The sequence below is a fragment of the Planococcus rifietoensis genome (assembly GCF_001465795.2).
In the GTDB taxonomy this organism is placed as follows: Bacteria; Bacillota; Bacilli; order Bacillales_A; family Planococcaceae; genus Planococcus; species Planococcus rifietoensis.
The window spans coordinates 1923145-1942138 of the sequence record NZ_CP013659.2 but is presented as its reverse complement, the minus strand read 5'-3'; the positions used below and the strand labels follow the sequence as shown (position 1 = coordinate 1942138).

Sequence of the window (18994 nt, the reverse complement as noted above, 5' to 3'; positions counted from 1 at the left end):
GAAGTTTAATTGATAATAGAAGCGGGTAAATTTCTAATGTATAAGTTTTACAAACTCTCAGAAAATGTAGCGAGACTGTGACAGAATCAATGTTTTTTTAAAATTCTCGCTGTCAGCTATATATTACTGAAGCCCAATGTTGTATAATGATTGTAGAGCTTCTAAACGATAGTGATTCTAATTTAAGAATGAAATCTCTCAACATCTATGAATCCGAAAGGAAGTGCTCCATTATGATGGTTACATTATTCACTTCTCCAAGCTGTACGTCTTGCCGTAAGGCGAAAGCGTGGCTGGAAGAACATGATATTCCATATACAGAACGCAATATCTTCTCTGAACCTTTGACTATAAGTGAAATCAAAGAAATACTACGTATGACAGAGGACGGAACGGATGAAATCATTTCGACTCGTTCGAAGATCTTCCAAAAACTGAATGTAGACGTAGAAAGCTTGCCATTGCAACGCCTCTATGAACTGATCCAAGAACATCCGGGCTTATTGAGACGCCCGATTATCATGGATGAAAAACGCCTGCAAGTCGGTTACAACGAAGATGAGATCCGCCGATTCCTGCCACGTAAAGTGCGCGCATATCAATTGCTGGAAGCTCAGCGCATGGTCAACTGAGAATAAGGAGAAAAAGCTGTCCGGTCTTTATGGCATTTCATAAGGGATCATGGGACGGCTTTTCTTTATCTATTCAACGAATCGTTCAGCAAAGTCTTTCAGCTGGAAGTGTGTTGGTCATCTTAATTAGTTGCAAAAGTCTGTCGATTCGATTAGACTCTAAGATAATTATCTTCTGGTGCCGCCTATAGGCAGAAAAATGTTTTTAAGCCTTCAGGAAAGGTATAATGAAGGTAGTAATAAATCACGGCTTTTGAGGAACTTCCTCTTAATCCGATCCGAAAAGGAGAGGTGTAAAATGGAAATAGAACGCATTAACGACAACACAGTGAAATTTTACATTTCCTATCTTGATGTTGAAGAGCGAGGGTTCAGCCGTGACGAAATTTGGTTTAACAGAGACAAAAGCGAAGAGCTTTTCTGGGAAATGATGGATGAAGTCAATGAAGAAGCCGATTTCGTTATGGAAGGGCCGCTGTGGATCCAAGTGCAAGCCATGGACAAAGGACTTGAAGTCACTGTCACTCGTGCGCAATTGACGAAAGACGGGCAAAAACTTGATTTGCCGGATGATATAGAAGAACGCCGCAAGATGTTTTCAGGAGAAGAAGCTGGTTCACAGGAATTTGATGAATTCGAACCGGTTTACGACGAGGGCGATACGAAGAAACTTGAATACTCGTTTGTTCTATCTGAAGTGGAAGAATTGCTTCCGATTGCGAAGCGCCTCATGTATATGCCGGTCGACACGGCATTGTACCACTTTGACGGAAAGTACTATATGCACGTGAAGTTCGATGAAATCCTTCATTCCGAAAAAGATGTCAAAGATCAATTAAGCGTCATCACCGAATACTTGCAGCAAACTCCAATGACGATTCATCGTCTTGAAGAGTATGGCAAGCCGATCTTTAAAGAAGAAGCGCTTCCGAACGTGCTGCATTATTTTGGATAAAAACCTCCTTTATAGGAGGTTTTTTTTTGCGCTTATGGAGTGAAAGCAAAGGTGGTTTTCTTGAAGCCGGCAGTATTTTTCGTATTGCGCGCAATGGACCTTCCGAGTAAACTGAAAAAAAGGAGGGTGATTCATATACTGACAGCACTCGATCAAGGCCGTTTATTTACGCTGCAGGCTTATCATACAAGGCAACAACTGGTTCAACTAAGAAAGGACCGAAGCTTTCAATGCCCCGCCTGTAAATCCCCAGTCCTCTTGAAAGTCGGCACGACTAAAATCCCCCATTTCGCCCATCTCCAGCAATTTTCCTGTACGCCAGGCGGTGAACCGGAAACGGCGCTTCATCTGCTTGGCAAATCCAGTCTAGCCTCTTTTTTTAACGACAACACCATCCCGGTTCATGTTGAACAATACTTGTCGCCGATCAAACAGCGACCGGACCTGTTGGTTAAAAAAACGGCAATTGAAATCCAATGCAGCCCCCTGCCCGCCGAACAGGTTGTAAAGCGCAGCCAAGGGTATACCAAGATGGGCCTTCACGCCATCTGGATCCGCGGAATAGAGACAGTACCGGATAAAGGATTAGGCATTGTCCAGATCCGCCCGTTCGAAAAAGCGATGTTCCGCAGCGCGCCGCTTTATCCCCACCTCCTGCAATTCAACCCCAAACAATCTCTCTTCGTTTACTACTCCAACCTTTTTTATATACACGCCAACCGTTGGATCGGAAAAGTATCGCTTTTGCCATTGGCGGAACAAGTTTTTCCTTTTGCGGTGCCGAAAATAATAACAATGGAAGAGTACAGGCAGGCAATATCGCTCATGCGAATAGAAAAAAATAAATACATCCGTTCCCAGTTATTAGCGAAAAACCGGATGAGAAACCCGTTCTGGCGATTGAGCTACGAACTCCGACTGGATAAGGAAGCCATTCCGCCGATTTTTGGATTGCCCTTCGCTGGCGGGCACTTATTTCTGGAACATCCTCTTATTTGGCAGTTAAAAACGGCCCTCATGATCGAATCAGGAAAGCCTGTGGAAACTTTGCTGGCTGACCAGCTGGTCAAGACTGCGCCTTGTGGCATAGATATGGCCTTGCCTTTGCAGGTGCTTTCGGCGTATGAAACCCTTTATCGAAATAGCCGTTCCGCGTGTTTTTCGGAAGTGGTGGATATTTCCTATCATCTGCTTGCAAAAGCGTGGGAAAATTGAGAAAATAAGGTGTAATTCGTTTCCCGAAACAAGGGAAAGAGGAGGCAGCCAAATGACGGAAAAATTATTGACCAGAGATCAAGTGCCTGCAGAACTAACGTGGCGCTTGGAAGATATTTTTGCTACAGATTCACAATGGGAAGAGGAATTCAAAGCCGTCTCAGCGCTGGCTGAGAAAGCTGGACAATATGAAGGTACTCTATCAGGAGGCGCGGACGCTTTGTACGACGCGCTAAGCTATAAAGATGAATTGTCGGAGCGCCTGCGCAAGCTCTACGCATATGCCCATATGCGCTATGACCAAGATACGACGAATTCAATATACCAGGCGATGGACAGCCGCATCAAATCGCTTTTCGCCAAAACAGCAGCAGGATTGTCTTTCATGACACCTGAAATCCTGTCTTTGGATGAAGCAGAATTGAACCGCTATGTAGATGAACAAGAAAGATTGAAACTATACAAGCATGCTCTTGAAGAACTTAATAAGATGCGTCCGCACGTACTGAAAGCAGAGCAAGAAGCCCTTCTTGCGCAATTATCGGAAGTGGTCGGGGCATCTTCTGAAACCTTTGGCATGCTTAATAATGCCGATTTGGAGTTTCCGGAAATCGAAAATGAAAACGGCGAAAAAGTGCAGATTACACATGGCAATTACATCCGTTTCATGGAAAGCAAAGACCGCCGCGTGCGTGAAGACGCATTCAAGGCCGTTTATGCGACATATGGAAAATTCCGTAACACCTTTGCATCCACTTTGTCTGGAAATGTTAAACGGGATAATGTCCACGCGAGAATCCGTAACTATTCATCGGCTCGCGAAGCAGCGCTGTCGGATGACCATATTCCGGAAGCTGTCTACGATCAATTGGTCGAAACCGTCAACAACAATCTTCATCTTCTGCAGCGCTACGTAGCGCTTCGCAAGGAAGTATTGGGCCTTGATCAGGTCCATATGTATGACATGTATACGCCGCTCGTAAAGGAAGTCAAAATGGAGATCCCTTACGACAAGGCGACAGGCATGATGCTCGAAGGCTTGCATGCGCTCGGTGAAGAATACGTTGGCATCGTCAAATCCGGGATCGATAACCGCTGGGTCGACGTAAAAGAGAACAAGGGCAAACGCAGCGGTGCCTATTCTTCCGGCGCTTATGGCACGAACCCTTACATCCTGATGAACTGGCAGGACAATGTAGACAACTTATTCACCTTGGCGCACGAATTCGGGCATAGTGTCCATAGCCATTACACAAGAGAAAGCCAACCGTTCGTCTACGGCGATTATTCCATCTTCGTGGCGGAAGTTGCATCGACGACGAATGAAGCCTTGTTGAACGAACATTTGGTCAATACGACAGAAGATGAGCAAGAACGCATTTACTTGCTTAACCACTGGCTGGATGGTTTCCGCGGGACAGTTTTCCGCCAGACAATGTTTGCTGAATTCGAGCACACGATCCATCAGATGGACCAGAACGGTGAAGCATTGACGGCTGACCGTTTGACGGAAGTGTATTATGAATTGAACAAAAAATATTTCGGCGAAGAGATGGCGGTAGATGAGGAAATCGGCCTCGAATGGGCGCGCATCCCACATTTCTATTATAATTATTATGTATTCCAGTATGCGACAGGCTTCAGTGCCGCTACGGCATTGAGCAAAAAGATCCTTGAAGAAGGGCAGCCCGCTGTAGATCGTTATATTAACGAATTCCTGAAAGCGGGCAGCTCCGATTACCCGATTGAAGTATTGAAAAAAGCCGGTGTGGACATGACCTCGTCCGAGCCGGTCGAAGAGGCGTGCAAAGTCTTTGGGCAGAAGCTTGAAGAACTTGAAGCCTTGTTGTTGAAGAAATAGAGAGAGAGCATCACGCCAAGCCTCTGCAGCTCAAACGCTGCAGAGGTTTTTTATGGTTCTTTTTAAATTGCACATGTCGAACTTTCGGTTCAGTGGAGTAAGGGAAACTATATCGAGTTTTTATGATTATTATTCCACAATGAAAAAAGGAATTTCGTACATCAAGTAGGATAAGATACAGAAAGTGAATTAGTTATCTTGAAATAATTAAATCAGAGGAGGTATAGATGTAAGCGTTTGATATTATGACAGATTTGTGAAAATGTTTGTGATTTATTGCATTAACTATTATGGCGTGATATTATTAGGTTGTGAAATTAATCACATACAAACATACACCCCTTTGTTTGAGCGTGAACATTTCTCCCATCCCCTTTGTGTAAGATAAGAAAGGCGCCTTCCGGACGTGGAAGGCGCCTTTCGCTATTATATAGAAGAAAAAAATAAGCTAAGCTCCTGTTAGGAGCTTAGCTTATTTTACTTTCCACAAGGTCTCGTCTTGCATTGGAATGCGTTCTAGTTTTTGTTGCAGGACTTGCTTTTTCAGTTCACGTTCTGCGGTTTGTTCGCTGATATTATAGATGCTCGCCACTTCGTGGGTCGCCATCGTCGGGTATTTTATGAACAAGTCATCGAGAGAAGGCGGGGATTGCCGATTGAGCCGGTCTTTTCCCAGCATTTCCTGTAGGATGGTCAAATAGACGTCGTATGAATAAAGGCCTGAAACTTTGACGCCTTCGTCTTCGATGCATTCATTGAAAAAGACAATGCTTGGCACTTCGGAAATTTCCATTTCCCGTGTGATGCGAAGATCGCATTGGAAAGCTTTTGCGCTGTGGACCGAGTGAAAATCGTCCTTGAATTCGTCTTGGTCCAATTCCGCTTCTGCCGCGATTTCAAGCAGTACACCGTAAGATGTGACGTTTCTTGATTGAAGAAAAAGATGTTCTTGCAGTTTATACAGGAATCGATTGCCTGCACGTTTGCCCTGGAGCTCTGCCGCTTTGATGGCGACAGATGGAAGTGCGGGATGTTCAAGCTCGTCGCCGGTCATATCAGCATTTTTCACGCTCATGTTCAGGGCGGATAATTGTGTGCTCAAGATCATCCGCATTGAAAAGTAATGGCCATACTCGATTTGCAATTTGCGGATGATGGATTGAAGTTCCCAGCATGCGGGATTCATCGGATCCATGAACACGTATAATTCCATTGGTTTACAGGAAACTTGGTGTTCGAGGATTTCCTCTGCCAGATCCAGGTTGCTCACTCCAACTCCTCCTCACTGTCGTAATCATTCACCATATGGTGGGCGGTCAATACGAGACGGTTAAAAAATGTCTCGCGGAATTGGCCGCTGAGCCCCACTTCATCCATCGCTTCACTCATGCACTCAAGCCAGGCTTGCGCTCGGTCAGGAGTGATGGGGAAAGGATGATGGCGTGCTTTCAGGCGTGGATGCCCGTGTTCTGCTGAATAAATATTTGGGCCGCCTAAGTATTGTGTTAAGAACTGTTTTTGTTTTCTCGCTGTTTCGGTCAGGTCATCAGGGAAAATGGGTGCAAGTTGCGGATGTGCTGAGACGCGTGCATAAAAGGCGTCCACCAGGTTTGATAAAGTTTCCGCACCGATTTCATCGTACGGAATAAGCGGTTTTCCAGTCATCAGTCTTGTCCCCTTTGTGTTTGCTGTAAATCCATTCTATCAACGCCTGGTAAATATCTCAAACAAATCGCATGCCACCGAACGGCTGTGCTGCCTTTAGTGCTTGGAAGCCGCCTTCATAAAACGCGCGATTTTCTTGTCTGCAGGGCGCACAGGTATACACTTCTCTTCGAGCAAAGAGAGGAAACTCCGCTTGCCGGCAGCCTCGTCTGTAACTTCGTATTCCAGTTCGTAATCTTCCACCCCTAAGTATTCTGAATGGTCCAGAACGAGAAGCCCGCCTTCGTAAGCAGATTCAACACGATGGGTCGTTAGGGAACCGATAAGCACCAAATCGGACGGAGAGACACCAAGCCGTTCGAGCTCAGCGGAAACTTCCGGCGCATCGAACTGCCCGAAGTCCAGGATAGCTGACGCCTGTTGTTCGTCCAAGCTGTCGGTTGTTTCGTAATTTCCGGAAGCGGCCGGTGTTTTAAGTGTGCATTCAAAATGGCTGCCGATGCTGCGCAGACGCAGGGCTGCCTTTTGATCGCGCAGCTGGAAATCGGACGTGTCGAAATAATGATTGGTCTGGCTGATCGGGGAGGTGTTTTGCTCCGCCAATAATTTGCTATACTCTTCTTTTGTCAGCATGTTCTTGAATTCGATTTCGAGTTCTTTTGTCATCTGTTCACCTCATTACTCCTGCTTTTGCGATGCTGTTCGCTTTGCTCTTGGAAACAAGCAGCATGGCCAAAATAGGGTTGGTCAACCGGTGAGGAGCGGGAATCTCATGCTCGTGCCGATTGCTCTTGGGATAGCCGTTAATTTCATTATCGGATAGTTGGGTGCAATCTGCAACGCAGAGCATTGCTGTGGTAAAATAGCGTTATGAAGAATCAGCCCTGTGCTGGGCTTAATGAATAGTGAAATGGGCAAAGCAGTGAGGAGGGCCAGACATGGGGCAATGGAATCGTTTTTTGGCGCCGTACAAACAGGCGGTCGACGAGATGAAAGTGAAATTCAAAGGCATGCGCAAGCAATTTGAAACAAATAACACGAATTCACCGATTGAGTTCGTTACCGGGCGTGTGAAGCCGCTAGCGAGCATTTATGATAAGACCTTGGAAAAAGGGTTGTTGTTTGAACCATCGGAAGAATTGGCCCGTAATTTGCAGGACATCGCCGGGTTGCGGATGATGTGCCAATTCGTTGGAGATATCGAAACCGTCGTGGAGCTGTTGCGTCAACGCAACGATTTACGCATTGTCGAAGAAAAGGATTATATTTCGCATGAAAAGCAAAGTGGCTATCGTTCGTATCATGTCATTGTCGAGTATCCGGTACAAACCATAGACGGCGAGCAGTTGATCCTCGCAGAAATCCAAATCCGTACTTTGGCGATGAATTTCTGGGCGTCGATTGAGCATTCCTTGAACTACAAATACAAAGGCGTATTCCCCGAGGAGATTAAGCTCCGGCTGCAGCGTGCGGCGGAAGCGGCATTCCAGCTCGACGAGGAAATGACGCAGATCAGGGATGAAATCCAGGAAGCGCAAGCATATTTCAGCGAATACAAAGAATCTCCGGGAACACGATTTCCGGCGGATGCGGAAGGAGGTCGAAAGGATACATGAAATTTTATATCATATCGAGAAGTGATGATCTGTCCAACCGATTGATGGAAGAGGCCCGTGAATATCTAGAGGATTTCGGCATGGAATGGAACGAGGAATCCCCGCAGATCGTCTTATCGATTGGCGGGGACGGCACTTTGCTCCATGCATTCCATAAGTACAGCGACCGTTTGGATGCTGTCGCATTCGTCGGAATCCATACGGGCCACTTAGGATTTTATGCGGACTGGAAGCCGATCGAGATCGAGAAGCTCGTCTTGGCGATCGCGAAAAAGGAATTTGAAGTCATTGAATATCCTTTGCTGGAAGTGACGGTGCATTACCGGAGCGACCAGGAATCGTCCACCTATTTGGCGTTAAACGAATCGACCGTGAAATCCCCTGATGTTACGCTCGTGATGGATGTCTTTTTGAACGACAGCCATTTTGAACGGTTCCGCGGGGACGGGTTGTGCATGTCGACGCCTTCAGGAAGCACGGCGTATAATAAAGCGCTCGGCGGGGCGATTATCCATCCATCCTTGCCGGCGATGCAATTGACCGAGATGGCTTCGATTAACAACCGGGTGTTCCGGACTGTCGGATCGCCGCTTGTGTTGCCGTCCCATCACCGCTGCACTTTGCTGCCGGTGAAGGCACCCGATTTCATGGTGACGATCGACCATTTTCAATTGCTGCACAAAGACGTCGAATCGATCGAATATCGGGTGGCGAAAGAAAAAGTACGCTTCGCCCGTTTCCGTGCATTCCCGTTTTGGCGTCGCGTCCATGACTCATTCATCGACAGCGAACTGTCGGAGGATTGAAGATATGAAAGCATTTCAAGTTGAATTCACTGCAAAAAAGCGCGGCCTGTTACGGGAAGCGCTGCAAAACTATGGCATTTCCAAAAGGACCTTGGCTTCTGTGAAGTATAGCGGGGGCTATTTGCTGGTCAACGGTTCGGAAGTGACGGTCAGGCATCCGCTCGAAATTGGGGATGCTGTGACCGTTATTTTTCCGAAAGAAACACAAGGCAAAGGCTTAACGGCAGAAAATGGGCCGCTTGCCATCGTCTATGAAGACGACGCGTTGTTGATTGTCGAAAAGCCGCCAGGGCAAAATACCATCCCATCGCGTGAACAGCCGTTCGGCAGTTTGGCGAATATTGTCGCAGGGCATTTCGAACGTCATGCTATCCCGTCCACATTGCATATTGCGACTCGCCTTGATAAAGATACATCGGGGCTAGTATGCATCGCCAAAAACCGCCATATCCATCATCTGCTATCCGTCCAGCAACAGGAAAAGCGCATGAACCGGCGCTATGAAGCGTTTGTGCACGGTGAAGTGACTGCTGGAAAAATGGTAATCACCGCCCCAATCGCCAGAAAAGGCACCAGCATCATCGAACGCGAAGTGAGGGAAGAGGGCAAGTTTGCCGAGACGGAGCTGGAATTAATCCAGTCGGGCGGCGGGATGAGCCATGTCCGGCTGAAGTTAAATACAGGCAGGACCCACCAAATACGCGTTCATCTAGCCCATATCGGGCATCCGCTGCTTGGGGACGATTTATACGGCGGTGGACTCAAGTTAATCGAAAGGCAAGCGCTGCATTGCACGGAATTGCAGCTCGATCATCCCGTCTCCGGGAAACGGCTGGCATTTACATCCGCGCTTGCCGATGATATGCAGGCATTGAGTTAATCATACTGATGAAAGCGGTCTGGCTGAAAGGCTTGCATTGAGGGAACCTGGTAAATTTCCATTTCAGGAAAACGCAATGCGGTCAAAGCCCCGCCAAATACACAGCCGGTGTCAATATTGACGGTATTGTTTTTGAAGTAAGGGGTTGCGACTGGCGTATGGCCGTAAACGATCCATGGTTTGCCTTGATAGGTTTTCGCCCAATTCCCGCGCACCGGCCGGCCATCGGAATGGTATTTGCCGGTGATTTCGCCGTATAATGCAAACGTGATGATGCGGCGGCTCAGTGCCTGTCCGATCATATCCTCGCGCAATCCGGCATGGACGACAATCAATTCATTGTGCAATCGATGATAAAGCGGGAGCTCTTCATAAAACCGGATAAACCGGTTCTTGAACCGTTTCTGCGCGTGTTTTTCAAGCTGGTGCCATTCCGTTACGGTCATTTCCAAGCCGTGCAGGAGCTCAACTGGATTTCCTTTGAAAAAACGGTAGAGTTTATTGCAATGATTGCCAGGGGCATAATAGAGAATGCCCGCATCCTGCATGGCGAATAACAGCTGCAAGACGTCGAGGGATTTTGGGCCGCGGTCCATGGCATCGCCGACAAAAGCTAGCTTACGGCCTTCGGGATGCACGGGAAGGCCATTTTTGAAGTGGTATCCAAGCTGTTTGATCAATTCGACCAGCTCATCAAAACAGCCGTGGATATCGCCAATGACATCATAATTCATATTCTTCAGCTCCTAAAGGCTATATACTGATTTCAGTGTAACGCATATCGGGAAAAAAGCTGAAATGATTGAAAGGAGGGAGTATACATGATGGACGAAACGAAGATCCGTGACGAGGAACTGAACGAAGAGTTATTGCACGAACTGCTGAAAAAAGGGGATGTCGAAGCATTCCGAGAAGAATTTTTGTCCCACCATCCATACGACCAGGCAAGCTTTTACGAGAAAGCGGACGGGGAAACGAGGCAATTGCTCTATCAGTATCTCTCTCCGAAAGAAATGGCGGATATTTTTGAAGCCATCGAAGTGGATGATGACGAATACGAAGACCTGTTCAAGGAAATGGATACACGCTATGCTGCGGATATCCTGTCCTATATGTACACCGATGACGCAGTCGATGTGCTGAATGAACTGAATAAAGACCAGGTCGCCAGTTATTTGACGATCATGGACAAAGACTCCGCCCAGCAAATTAAAGACTTGCTGCATTACGAAGAGTATACGGCAGGTTCGATCATGACAACGGAGTTTGTTGCAATCCCGAAAAATTCGACGGTGCGTTCGGCGATGAACATCCTGCGCAATGCTGCACCGAACGCCGAAACGATCTATTATGTTTTCGTCATCGATGAAGACCGTAAGTTGTCTGGCATCGTAACATTGCGAGATTTGATCGTTGCGGATGAAGACACTTTGATCGAAGCGATCATGAACGATCGCGTCGTCAGTGTCCAGGTAAGCGAAGACCAGGAAGAAGTCGCGCGCATGATCAAAGACTATGACTTTCTCGCACTCCCGGTCGTGGATTTCCAGGATCATCTGCTCGGCATCATCACGGTTGATGACATCATCGATGTGTTGGATGAAGAGGCATCTGATGACTACTCCAAATTGGCTGCCGTATCCGATATGGATACCTTTGACCGCGGCCCGCTCACAGCAGCGAAAAAACGCTTGCCATGGCTCATCTTGCTGACATTCCTCGGCATGCTGACAGCGAACTTGATGGGCATGTTTGAAGCGACGCTCGACCAGGTCGCGCTGCTCGCCGTGTTTATTCCACTGATTGCTGGAATGGCAGGGAATAGCGGCACGCAGGCGCTGGCGGTTGCCGTTCGTGGTATTGCGACGGGAGACATCGAAGAAGAAAGCAAACTCAAGCTGTTGTTCCGAGAAGCAGGCACAGGCTTGATTACAGGGGTCATTTGCGGCATCGTGGTCGTGGGGCTCGTTTATTTTTGGAAGTCTGAGTTGCTGATCGGGATGTTGGTCGGCACTGCGGTCGCCAGTTCGATTTTTGTCGCAACCTTGGCCGGCTCGTTTATCCCGTTATTGATCCACCGGATGAAGATTGACCCTGCCGTCGCGTCTGGGCCGTTCATAACGACTTTGAACGATATCATTTCCATCCTCATTTATTTAGGCTTGGCGACGACCTTCCTGACGAATTTGTAAGCCGGCAACTGGCTAATTAAAGCAAGATCCCAGAAAGTGCAATTGCACTTTCTTTTTTTATGGGGTAATATTAGTACCAGGTAATAATATTAGGAGGTATATATATGTCAATTTCATTAAAAGATAAAACATACGTCATCATGGGTGTTGCCAATAAGCGCAGCATTGCATGGGGAATTGCGCGTTCGTTGGACGCAGCTGGAGCAAACTTGATCTTTACATATGCAGGGGAGCGCTTTGAAAAGTCGGTGCGTGATTTGGTCGCGACACTCGATGGCAACCACGAGCAGATTTTGCCATGCGATGTCACAAGTGACGAAGATGTGGAGAAATGCTTCAACACAATCAAAGAAAGCGCTGGTAAAATTGACGGCCTTGCGCATTGCATCGCGTTCGCGAAAACCGAAGAATTGTCAGGCGACTTTTCGGATACATCCCGCGACGGCTTTTTGCTCGCGCATAACATCAGCTCGTACTCATTGACAATCGTTTCGAAATACGCAAAACCGTTGATGACAGAAGGCGGCAGCATCGTGGCCTTGACATACATCGGCGGAGAGCGCGTCATGCCGAACTATAATGTCATGGGTGTTGCCAAAGCATCACTTGAAATGTCTGTCCGTTATTTGGCAGCGGATCTTGGCAAGCACGATATCCGCGTCAATGCGATTTCATCCGGCCCAATCCGTACATTGTCTTCTAAAGGCGTCAGCGACTTCAACTCGATCTTGCGCGAAATCGAAGAGAAAGCACCGCTTCGCCGCAACACCACGCCGGAAGAAGTAGGCGACACGGCCGTCTTCTTGTTCAGCAATATGTCCCGCGGCATCACGGGCGAAGTTTTGCATGTCGACAGCGGCTATCACGTATTATAATATTCATGAAAAAAACCCTTCCGGAATTCCGGAAGGGTTTTTTATTATAAGGTTTTTTCCATTTGGCGATGTGGAATGCCAGCGTCCATGAATTCTGGAGAGACGACGTCATAGCCAAGCCGTTCGTAAAACGGGATGGCATGGCTTTGGGAGTTGAGCTGCAAGCGGAAATAGCCGATCGAGCGGGCATATTCCTCGAGCTGTTCCATCATCTCCGCGCCAAAATGATGCCCACGGTATTCAGGCAATACGCAAACGCGTTCGACTTTGCCGACGCCTTGTTCGTACTCGCGGATTCGGGCAGCGGCAATCGGCTGTTCGAGTTCATATCCGATAAAATGAGTGGCGCTGTCGTCATGTTCATCCATTTCCACATGAAGTGCGACGCCTTGCTCATCGACGAAAACTTTCCGGCGGATTTCAAAAGCCTGTTCTTTTTCGAGTTCGGTTTCAACGATTTTCACTTTCTGCAATTAAGCTTCATCTCCTGACAACCGGAATGTGTCGTATACAGTCCACGATCCATCTTCCAATTGGTAGAGCAGGTGAACGCGGTCGATCGTCTCTTCGTGGTCGATGCCAGCCATTTTCAATTGGCCGTACACATCAGCATGCTCCGAATCTGAAAGTTTCTGTGCAATGGTGATGTGGGGCACAAAAGGATGATCGGGCATGCCGCCTAGAAAATCGGAGTGGAGGTCTTCGTGAAGATCCATCAGCTCTTTTGAAGGCTCAATCTTGAAGTACAAAGCGTTCGTCACCGGAGTGAACGTGCTGACGCGCGTTGCATGGATGCGGAAAGGCTTTTGGCGCTTAGCGATATTGCCGAGCTCCTCCGCCATCGCTTTGACTTCTGAGTCATCCGCTTCAAAAGGCCCTTTCAATGTAATATGGGGCGTGATCAATTCGTAATGCGGGTCATAGCGTTTCCGGTAGGAATTCGCCAGGTCTTGTAGTTTTTTGGATGGAAATGCTGCAATGCCATATTTCATAATCAATAGACCTCCTCATCTAATAAATGCTTACTCTTCAATTGTATCAAATTGTTCAGTTTGTTTCCTTAAGGCCTACATGCCGAAATTCATCAACAGCGCCCTTTTCAAGTCCGGCTGCCAGTATTTCCATGTATGGTCTCCTTTGAATTCTTCGTAAAAGAGCGAAAACCCTTTATTTTTCATCAACTCATTCAACTCGCGGTTCGGCGCGAGAAAGTCGGCGGTTTCCCCGTTAGTCAGCTTGACTTCGGTTTCTTCCGAGCCGATGACATGATAGACCGTAAACGAATTGTTCATCGAAAACTTCTCGACAGCTTCCATCATTTCCGGCCCGACTTTCGGCGACTGGAGAATGACGCGCCCGAAAATATTCGGGTATTTCAGTGCAGCCATCAGTGAAACCGTGGCTGCGAGCGAATCGCCGATCAATGTCCGGCCCATGCCGACTTGGTAGGTCGGGTATTTTTCGTCTAGGTATGGTGCCAGCTCATGGGCCAAAAAACGCAAGTAAGCGCCATGCTGTTCACCGGTCGGTTCGTATTTCCGGTTGCGGTCTTCTACGCTTTTATAAGGGATGCCAACGAAGATGATGTTTTCAATCTCCTGATTTTCAAGTAATTCGTCGACGACCCGCGGAACACGGCCGAGCTGGAAATAATCCTTGCCATCCGATGCGATGACAAGGCTGTATTTATAGAGGGGAGAATAATTTGCGGGCAAGTGGACGAGCACTTGCATATCTTCTCCCAAGGCATCGCTGTAAAGCGTGAAATCTTCTACGCTTCCTTTGTTCATGATGTTGCCTCCTTCTAATTCTATTGTACAAAAATTGTAACATATTCCACTATGCAAGGTATAATGGACAGGAAGACAAATCCAAATAGAGAGAGGGGATGGCACCATGGATGGAGGACATTTCCGTGTACATTCAGAAGAAGTGAACAAAGCGACGCATGAAGCTTTGGAAAGAAGGGGCGTCACGAAAGAAGATATCGCGAAAATCGTGTTGGAAATGCAATTGCCATTTAATGAAGGATTGACGTTGGCCCATTGCGTTGAGTCGGTCGAGAGCGTCTTGCGCAAACGGGAAATGCAGCATGCCCTGTTGGTTGGCATTGAACTCGATGAGCTGGCTGAACAAGGGAAGTTGTCCCAACCGCTTCAGCAGATTGTCGGTTCGGATGAAGGCTTGTTCGGAGTCGATGAAATGATCGGCCTCGGCGCGGTGCTCACGTATGGCAGCATCGCTGTGACGACGTTTGGCCATTTGGATAAAAACAAGACCGGCATCATCCATAAACTCGATACGAAATACGGCGCGCATGTCCACACATTCCTCGATGATCTTGTAGCGAGCATCGCGGCGTGTGCCTCGGCCCGCATTGCACACCGCACACGCGATCTGGAAGAGGAAGGCAGAAGCTTCGAAGACCTCACTCCTGAAGAGACGACACCGGAAACTCATGTGCCTGGAGCAGAAATATAAAAAAAGGGTTTTATTGCCAGAAATTTGGTTTGAAACCGATTCCATTTGAAAAAATTAAATTGACAGATGGACAGAAAGTCATGGTATTATGAAGGATGAAAGAAACTATAGATAAAGGGAGGCCGATTTATGTTAAACAAAAAGTTTGGATTCTACGCGACTGTCGCTTTGGCCGGATCCGTATTCCTAGCAGGCTGTGGAGACGATGCAGCAAATGAAGGAGAAGGCGGCGGAGCAGCTGAGCCGGAATTCATCAGTGTGTTGACTGGTGGAACAACAGGCACTTATTATCCGCTGGGTGGAGCGATGGCGACGATCATCGAGAATGAGACAGGCATCGATACGACTGCCGAAGTGTCCCAAGCATCTGCAGCCAACATGACATCACTCGCTGATGGCACGGGCGAAATCGCTTTTGTGCAGACAGACACGGCTTTCTACGCATCTGAAGGTTCGAACATGTTCGAAGGGGAAGTTATCGACAGCGTATCCGCAATCGGTGCTCTTTACCCAGAAACAATCCAGATCGTAACGACTGAAGGATCTGGCATCACTGCGTTTGAAGACTTGGCCGGCAAATCGGTATCAGTCGGCGCACCTGGTTCAGGTACGTATATCAACGCTGAACAATTGCTTGAAATCCACGGCATGACGATGGACGATATCGATGCACAGAACTTGGACTTTGGCGAGTCGCAGGAAAGCTTGCAATCCGGACAAATCGATGCAGCATTCATCACAGCTGGAACGCCGACTGGCGCAGTTGAAAGCTTGAGCGCAACTTCTGATGTCAATATTGTGCCTGTAGCAGCAGATAAAGCAGCTGAACTGATCGAGAAATACCCGTACTATGCAGAGGATGTAGTTCCATCCGGCACATACGGATTGACTGAAGAAGTCCCGACAGTTTCTGTTCTTGCCATGCTTGTTGTACAGAATGACATTTCTGAAGACACGGTCTATGACATCACAAAAGCAATCTATGAAAACACAGATCAAATCCAGCACGCGAAAGCTGAATTCATCAAAGCAGAAACAGCTCTTGATGGCATCGGGATCGACATTCATCCTGGCGCTCAGCGTTACTTCGATGAAGTAAATCAATAAGAATGGATCAGAATAACAGGCGATAAAGCGCAAGCTTTATCGTCGTTATTTATTTTTTGTCGCTAGGGGGATCATCTTGCGGAATAACAGAATTCTCAAAGTCCTTCTTATACTAACCATCCTCATACTTATTTGCTCCGCAATTTTCTTTATCCCATATCAGAAACACTTCGTCTTCATCGATTCGGAAACAAACGAGATTGCAGCGCGTGTTCCAGTGATAGAAGACCGCTTCAAGATCCGCTATACCCATTCGATCCATCTGTCGGATGTGATCGAAAGTTACCGCCTTGATGATGAGGGGCAACTGGTGATGACGGAACTTGAGTACGAAGATTTCAATATCGGCATGCCGTCGAATGCAGGAGAAGGGGAGCGCTTTGTCGAAAAAGACGGGAAATACTTTATTGAGGATATGAAGCGGAAGCTGCCCGAATTCCGGTTGCTAATCGGGGACGTGGACGCGGAGCTCGCTTTCCTATTCGCAGGAAAAGAACTCGATTTGAAGAAGAGTTTGGAAAGAGGCAAGATCTATACATTCCGTGCCCAGCGCCTATCCATTTATCAGCAATTAGAAGGAGTGAACATCTATGAGTGATAAATTATCGCCAGAAGAAAGAGAAGAGAAAAAACTTCCGCCGGAAGACGAAAGCCATATCTCAGAAGAAAAGCAAAAAGAGATTCTCCAGAAGTACGATCCGGAGTCGAACACCCGTGATTTGTCGGGCATAATCAAACATGTCGTGTTTTTCGGGCTTTTGGCCTTTTCATTGTTTCAATTATATACGGCTATTTTTGGTCAATACACAGCGTACATCCAGCGCTCCGTCCACTTAGGGTTCGCGCTATCACTTATTTTTCTATTATTCCCTTTGCGACGCCGTAAAGGAGCACGCCATAAGGTAGCCTGGTACGACTATATTTTAGCGCTATTGGCAGTGGGAGTGGGGGCATATTGGCCGATTATGTACGACGATTTGGTCTTTCGTATTGGGCGTGTAACAGAGCTTGATTTGATTGTCGGGATATTGGCAGTCCTGCTTACCTTAGAAGCAACGCGTCGAGCAGTAGGGATGCCAATTACCGTAATTGCAGGTCTATTTCTGGCTTATGGCTTCTTCGGTCCATACTTTCCAGGATTCTTGCGCCACCGCGGTCAAGATTTAGATTCAATGATTCAATTGATGTTCTTTACCACTGATGGCATTTTAGGAACACCGTTGAGTGTATCTGCTACATTCATTTTTACATTCTTGCTCTTCGGTGCATTTTTGGTCAAAACCGGGGTCGGCCAATATTTCAACGATCTTGCAGTTTCCTTAGCGGGTGGATTGACAGGCGGCCCTGCAAAAGTGGCGATTTTCTCCAGTGCCCTGCAAGGAACGATTTCAGGAAGCTCGGTCGCAAACGTTGTTACATCAGGGTCTTACACGATCCCGATGATGAAAAAGCTAGGATACAAGAAAGAGTTTGCAGGCGGCGTGGAAGCAGCTGCTTCTACAGGCGGGCAGCTCATGCCTCCGATCATGGGTGCTGCGGCATTCTTGATGGTAGAGTTTATCGGAGGAATCACTTATTGGGAAATTGCTAAAGCAGCGGCCATTCCAGCTTTGCTGTACTTTACAGGTATTTGGATCATGACTCACTTTGAAGCAAAACGGATTGGGCTAAAAGGCTTGCCTAAAGATGAGCTGCCGAATCGGAAAGAAGTATTGAAAAAGATTTATTTACTGACGCCGATTATTGCCATCATCTTGTTCTTATTGTCAGGAATACCGACCATGCAGGCAGCGTTATATGGTATTTTGCTGACCATTTTCGTAAGTGCATTCAATAAAGAAACAAGACTTGGCTTTATGGATATCATTCATGCACTAGTGGACGGAGCTCGAACGGCTCTCGCAGTCGCGGCAGCTACAGCCGCGGCAGGAATTATAGTCGGAGTAGTTGTCAAAACGGGATTGGGTCTGTCATTGGCGAACGGATTGGTTTCTGCCTCAGGCGGTAACGTCCTATTGACACTATTCTTTACCATGTTGGCAGCTATCGTATTGGGGATGGGATCACCAACTACAGCAAACTATGTAATTACCTCTACAATTGCAGCCCCTGCAATCATTACCTTATTGATGATTGATGAACCGGCTGGAGCAGCCGTACCGGTAGTCGTGGCATTGTCTGCCCATCTATTCGTTTTCTATTTCGGGATCATTGCAGATATCACGCCTCCTGTGGCGCTGGCTGCGTTTGCTGCATCTGGTATCTCGGGCGGTGAACCGATACGGACAGGTATTAATGCTGCCAAACTTGCAATTGCAGCATTTATCATCCCGTATATGTTTGTTCTGTCACCAGAATTATTGATGATTGATACCACATGGACACAAGTCATTTGGGTGTTGATCACCGCTATTACAGGTATGATTGCCATCGGTGCCGGTGCAATAGGATATTGGTACCGAAAGCTCAGATGGTGGGAAAGAATCGTTGCTGTAGCTACAGGGCTTGCACTGATATATCCGGAAGGCTTTAGTGATTTGATTGGTGCTGCGGTATTTATCGTGCTACTTGCACTGCAATGGATGTCGAGAGACAAAGAAAACACCAAGCCTCAAACTGCATAAAAAAAGATGGGAGCCCTTGGGCTTCCATCTTTTTTTGTTGCATCAGTAATAATAAAAAAACACCAGCCGGAAAACCGGCTGGTGT

At 47.3% G+C, this 18994-nt stretch carries 20 protein-coding genes; 13 read left to right on the top strand and 7 right to left on the bottom strand.

Annotated elements, in window-relative coordinates:
• Positions 1-236 precede the first annotated feature (236 nt).
• The 4 genes from spxA (at position 237) to pepF (ending at position 4663) form a co-directional block, all read left to right on the top strand.
• Positions 237-632, top strand: a complete 396-nt coding sequence (gene spxA / locus AUC31_RS09715; RefSeq protein ID WP_008429739.1) for a transcriptional regulator SpxA — start codon at positions 237-239, stop codon at positions 630-632.
• A 298-nt stretch (positions 633-930) separates the two neighbouring features.
• On the top strand, positions 931-1587 hold the full coding sequence (mecA, locus tag AUC31_RS09710; RefSeq protein ID WP_058383398.1) for an adaptor protein MecA: 657 nt from the start codon (positions 931-933) through the stop codon (positions 1585-1587).
• Positions 1588-1647: 60 nt separating this feature from the next.
• Positions 1648-2802, top strand: coding sequence for a competence protein CoiA (locus tag AUC31_RS09705; RefSeq protein WP_157073483.1), 1155 nt, complete (start codon positions 1648-1650; stop codon positions 2800-2802).
• 52 nt (positions 2803-2854) lie between these two features.
• Positions 2855-4663 (top strand): oligoendopeptidase F, encoded by a 1809-nt coding sequence (gene pepF / locus AUC31_RS09700; protein WP_058383400.1) that lies wholly within the window; start codon positions 2855-2857, stop codon positions 4661-4663.
• 472 nt (positions 4664-5135) lie between these two features.
• Here pepF and AUC31_RS09695 read toward each other — a convergent pair whose 3' ends face one another.
• The 3 genes from AUC31_RS09695 to AUC31_RS09685 form a co-directional block, all read right to left on the bottom strand.
• Entirely contained in the window at positions 5136-5933 is a 798-nt protein-coding gene (locus AUC31_RS09695) for a ClpXP adapter SpxH family protein (protein ID WP_058383401.1), read from the bottom strand.
• Complete coding sequence (locus AUC31_RS09690; RefSeq protein ID WP_058383402.1) at positions 5930-6328, bottom strand: globin domain-containing protein; 399 nt, start codon at positions 6326-6328, stop codon at positions 5930-5932. Before AUC31_RS09690 ends, AUC31_RS09695 begins: the two co-directional genes overlap by 4 nt.
• 96 nt (positions 6329-6424) lie before the next feature.
• The gene (locus AUC31_RS09685; protein ID WP_058383403.1) at positions 6425-6994 is read right to left on the bottom strand and encodes a CYTH domain-containing protein; all 570 of its coding nucleotides are present in this window, start codon (positions 6992-6994) and stop codon (positions 6425-6427) included.
• A 272-nt stretch (positions 6995-7266) separates the two neighbouring features.
• On the opposite strand from AUC31_RS09685, the gene yjbM reads away from it, so the two are divergent.
• Genes yjbM through AUC31_RS09670 form a run of 3 tightly spaced genes read left to right on the top strand, consistent with a single transcriptional unit; the run spans position 7267 to position 9630 of the window.
• Entirely contained in the window at positions 7267-7944 is a 678-nt protein-coding gene (yjbM, locus tag AUC31_RS09680; protein WP_058383404.1) for a GTP diphosphokinase, read from the top strand.
• A complete protein-coding gene (locus tag AUC31_RS09675; RefSeq protein WP_058383405.1) occupies positions 7941-8750 on the top strand; it encodes an NAD kinase in 810 nt (269 codons plus the stop codon). Before yjbM ends, AUC31_RS09675 begins: the two co-directional genes overlap by 4 nt.
• Before the next feature lie 4 nt (positions 8751-8754).
• Positions 8755-9630, top strand: coding sequence for an RluA family pseudouridine synthase (locus AUC31_RS09670; protein ID WP_058383406.1), 876 nt, complete (start codon positions 8755-8757; stop codon positions 9628-9630).
• On the opposite strand, the gene prpE is transcribed toward AUC31_RS09670, so the two are convergent.
• Entirely contained in the window at positions 9627-10364 is a 738-nt protein-coding gene (gene prpE / locus AUC31_RS09665; RefSeq protein ID WP_058383407.1) for a bis(5'-nucleosyl)-tetraphosphatase PrpE, read from the bottom strand. The two genes, AUC31_RS09670 and prpE, sit on opposite strands and share 4 nt — an antisense overlap.
• Before the next feature lie 87 nt (positions 10365-10451).
• Here prpE and mgtE point away from each other — a divergent pair, with 87 nt between their 5' ends.
• Together mgtE and fabI are read left to right on the top strand one after the other, a co-directional pair.
• Entirely contained in the window at positions 10452-11822 is a 1371-nt protein-coding gene (gene mgtE, locus AUC31_RS09660) for a magnesium transporter (RefSeq protein ID WP_058383408.1), read from the top strand.
• 104 nt (positions 11823-11926) lie between these two features.
• Entirely contained in the window at positions 11927-12697 is a 771-nt protein-coding gene (fabI, locus tag AUC31_RS09655) for an enoyl-ACP reductase FabI (RefSeq protein ID WP_058383409.1), read from the top strand.
• Positions 12698-12741: 44 nt separating this feature from the next.
• Here fabI and AUC31_RS09650 read toward each other — a convergent pair whose 3' ends face one another.
• The 3 genes from AUC31_RS09650 to AUC31_RS09640 form a co-directional block, all read right to left on the bottom strand.
• Positions 12742-13170 (bottom strand): GNAT family N-acetyltransferase, encoded by a 429-nt coding sequence (locus AUC31_RS09650; RefSeq protein ID WP_058383410.1) that lies wholly within the window; start codon positions 13168-13170, stop codon positions 12742-12744.
• Entirely contained in the window at positions 13171-13689 is a 519-nt protein-coding gene (locus AUC31_RS09645; protein WP_058383411.1) for a YjcG family protein, read from the bottom strand.
• Positions 13690-13764: 75 nt separating this feature from the next.
• Entirely contained in the window at positions 13765-14487 is a 723-nt protein-coding gene (locus AUC31_RS09640) for an alpha/beta hydrolase (RefSeq protein WP_058383412.1), read from the bottom strand.
• A 106-nt stretch (positions 14488-14593) separates the two neighbouring features.
• Here AUC31_RS09640 and AUC31_RS09635 point away from each other — a divergent pair, with 106 nt between their 5' ends.
• The 4 genes from AUC31_RS09635 (at position 14594) to AUC31_RS09620 (ending at position 18909) form a co-directional block, all read left to right on the top strand.
• Complete coding sequence (locus tag AUC31_RS09635) at positions 14594-15178, top strand: phosphatidylglycerophosphatase A family protein (protein ID WP_058383413.1); 585 nt, start codon at positions 14594-14596, stop codon at positions 15176-15178.
• 129 nt (positions 15179-15307) lie between these two features.
• Positions 15308-16285, top strand: coding sequence for a TAXI family TRAP transporter solute-binding subunit (locus tag AUC31_RS09630; RefSeq protein ID WP_058383414.1), 978 nt, complete (start codon positions 15308-15310; stop codon positions 16283-16285).
• Positions 16286-16361: 76 nt separating this feature from the next.
• Positions 16362-16883, top strand: a complete 522-nt coding sequence (locus tag AUC31_RS09625) for a DUF1850 domain-containing protein (RefSeq protein ID WP_058383415.1) — start codon at positions 16362-16364, stop codon at positions 16881-16883.
• The gene (locus AUC31_RS09620; protein ID WP_058383416.1) at positions 16876-18909 is read left to right on the top strand and encodes a TRAP transporter permease; all 2034 of its coding nucleotides are present in this window, start codon (positions 16876-16878) and stop codon (positions 18907-18909) included. The genes AUC31_RS09625 and AUC31_RS09620 overlap by 8 nt, the downstream gene beginning before the upstream one ends.
• Positions 18910-18994: the final 85 nt, after the last annotated feature.

Excerpts from the sequence above, each read along its gene's own strand:
- spxA (WP_008429739.1), top strand. The coding sequence starts at position 237 with ATGGTTACATTATTCACTTCTCCAAGCTGTACGTCTTGCCGTAAGGCG.
- mecA (WP_058383398.1), top strand. The coding sequence starts at position 931 with ATGGAAATAGAACGCATTAACGACAACACAGTGAAATTTTACATTTCC.
- pepF (WP_058383400.1), top strand. The coding sequence starts at position 2,855 with ATGACGGAAAAATTATTGACCAGAGATCAAGTGCCTGCAGAACTAACG.
- AUC31_RS09690 (WP_058383402.1), bottom strand. The coding sequence starts at position 6,328 with ATGACTGGAAAACCGCTTATTCCGTACGATGAAATCGGTGCGGAAACT.
- AUC31_RS09685 (WP_058383403.1), bottom strand. The coding sequence starts at position 6,994 with ATGACAAAAGAACTCGAAATCGAATTCAAGAACATGCTGACAAAAGAA.
- yjbM (WP_058383404.1), top strand. The coding sequence starts at position 7,267 with ATGGGGCAATGGAATCGTTTTTTGGCGCCGTACAAACAGGCGGTCGAC.
- AUC31_RS09675 (WP_058383405.1), top strand. The coding sequence starts at position 7,941 with ATGAAATTTTATATCATATCGAGAAGTGATGATCTGTCCAACCGATTG.
- AUC31_RS09670 (WP_058383406.1), top strand. The coding sequence starts at position 8,755 with ATGAAAGCATTTCAAGTTGAATTCACTGCAAAAAAGCGCGGCCTGTTA.
- prpE (WP_058383407.1), bottom strand. The coding sequence starts at position 10,364 with ATGAATTATGATGTCATTGGCGATATCCACGGCTGTTTTGATGAGCTG.
- mgtE (WP_058383408.1), top strand. The coding sequence starts at position 10,452 with ATGATGGACGAAACGAAGATCCGTGACGAGGAACTGAACGAAGAGTTA.
- fabI (WP_058383409.1), top strand. The coding sequence starts at position 11,927 with ATGTCAATTTCATTAAAAGATAAAACATACGTCATCATGGGTGTTGCC.
- AUC31_RS09645 (WP_058383411.1), bottom strand. The coding sequence starts at position 13,689 with ATGAAATATGGCATTGCAGCATTTCCATCCAAAAAACTACAAGACCTG.
- AUC31_RS09640 (WP_058383412.1), bottom strand. The coding sequence starts at position 14,487 with ATGAACAAAGGAAGCGTAGAAGATTTCACGCTTTACAGCGATGCCTTG.
- AUC31_RS09635 (WP_058383413.1), top strand. The coding sequence starts at position 14,594 with ATGGATGGAGGACATTTCCGTGTACATTCAGAAGAAGTGAACAAAGCG.
- AUC31_RS09630 (WP_058383414.1), top strand. The coding sequence starts at position 15,308 with ATGTTAAACAAAAAGTTTGGATTCTACGCGACTGTCGCTTTGGCCGGA.
- AUC31_RS09620 (WP_058383416.1), top strand. The coding sequence starts at position 16,876 with ATGAGTGATAAATTATCGCCAGAAGAAAGAGAAGAGAAAAAACTTCCG.